The sequence below is a fragment of the Acinetobacter sp. ANC_7553 genome (assembly GCF_056779895.1).
This window is the reverse complement of record NZ_JBWYIV010000039.1, coordinates 1-1,407: the sequence shown is the minus strand read 5'-3', so window position 1 is coordinate 1,407 and position 1,407 is coordinate 1. Positions and strand designations below refer to the sequence as shown.

General features: G+C 41.9%; 2 protein-coding genes. Both read left to right on the top strand.

All coding sequences use genetic code 11. The features are described from left to right. The first annotated feature begins 44 nt into the window (after window positions 1-44). Window positions 45-335, top strand: coding sequence for a muconolactone Delta-isomerase (gene catC, locus AC1M9I_RS14560; RefSeq protein WP_092766278.1), 291 nt, complete (start codon window positions 45-47; stop codon window positions 333-335). Window positions 336-485: 150 nt separating this feature from the next. Beyond that, window positions 486-1,406, top strand: a complete 921-nt coding sequence (catA, locus tag AC1M9I_RS14555; RefSeq protein WP_481590937.1) for a catechol 1,2-dioxygenase — start codon at window positions 486-488, stop codon at window positions 1,404-1,406. The last annotated feature ends 1 nt before the right edge of the window (window position 1,407 follow it).

Sequence of the window (1,407 nt, the reverse complement as noted above, 5' to 3'; positions counted from 1 at the left end):
AACCTTCGCCGCAAATAAGCGACGTGATACATCAGGAGTGAGACATGCTGTTTCATGTACGAATGGATGTGAACATCCCACTGGATATGCCAGTTGAAAAAGCGAATGAGATTAAAGCTGTTGAAAAGGCGTATTCGCAAGAGTTACAGCAACAAGGCAAGTGGCGTCATATCTGGCGAATCACAGGTCAGTATTCAAACATCAGTATTTTTGATGTGGAAAGCAATGAAGAGCTTCATTCAATTTTACAAGGTCTTCCGCTTTACCCATATATGAATATCGAAGTAATGGCGTTAAATCGCCACCCATCTTCTATCCGTGAAGATGATCGTTAAGTTTTAAGTGTCTTGGCTTGATTGATTCAGGCCATGACTTCAATACATCCAGAGGTTTTTTAGCGTCATTTTAAACAAGGATTGTGGCAGCGAGCTCAAACACATTAGAAGTCAGCCACCACACAGCAAGCATACTTAAGGAGAAATAGTATGAACCGCGAACAAATTAATGCTTTAGTCAAAAAAATGAACGTTGATACTGCAACAGGTCCTGTTGATGAACGTGTTCAGCAAATCGTTGTACGTTTAGTATCTGACTTATTCCAAGCGATTGAAGATTTAGATTTAAGCCAATCTGAAGTTTGGAAAGGTCTTGAGTACTTTACTGATGCTGGTCAAGCAAACGAATTAGGTCTTTTGGCTGCTGGTTTAGGTCTTGAGCATTTCCTTGATTTACGTGCAGATGAGAAAGATGCTCAAGCAGGTATTACAGGTGGTACTCCACGTACAATTGAAGGTCCATTGTATGTCGCTGGTGCACCAGAATCAGTTGGTTTTGCACGTATGGATGATGGTTCTGAAGAAGGCAAAATCCCAACTTTGATTATTGAAGGTATCGTTAAAGATACTGAAGGTAACATCATTGAAGGCGCTAAAGTTGAAGTTTGGCATGCAAACAGCTTAGGTAACTACTCGTTCTTTGATAAGTCTCAATCTGACTTCAACTTACGTCGTACGATCTTCACGGATGCACAAGGTCAATATACAGCATTAACCACAATGCCTGTAGGTTATGGCTGCCCACCAGAAGGTACAACTCAGTTTGTATTAGACAAACTTGGTCGTCATGGTAACCGCCCTTCACACGTGCATTACTTCGTCACTGCGCCTGGCTACCGTAAATTAACTACGCAGTTCAACATCGAAGGTGATGAATACCTTTGGGATGACTTTGCATTTGCAACGCGTGATGGCTTAGTGGCAACTGCTGTAGATGTAACTGATGAAGCTGAAATTGCTCGTCGTGGTCTGAAAGGTGCGTTCAAACATATTCAATTTGACATTGAATTAGTGAAAGACGTTGAAGGTGCGCCTTCTACTGAAGTTGAACGCCGCCGCGCATCAGCTTAAA

Bases quoted from the DNA above. Each gene is read 5' to 3' on its own strand.
- catC (WP_092766278.1), top strand. From the start codon at position 45: ATGCTGTTTCATGTACGAATGGATGTGAACATCCCACTGGATATGCCA.
- catA (WP_481590937.1), top strand. From the start codon at position 486: ATGAACCGCGAACAAATTAATGCTTTAGTCAAAAAAATGAACGTTGAT.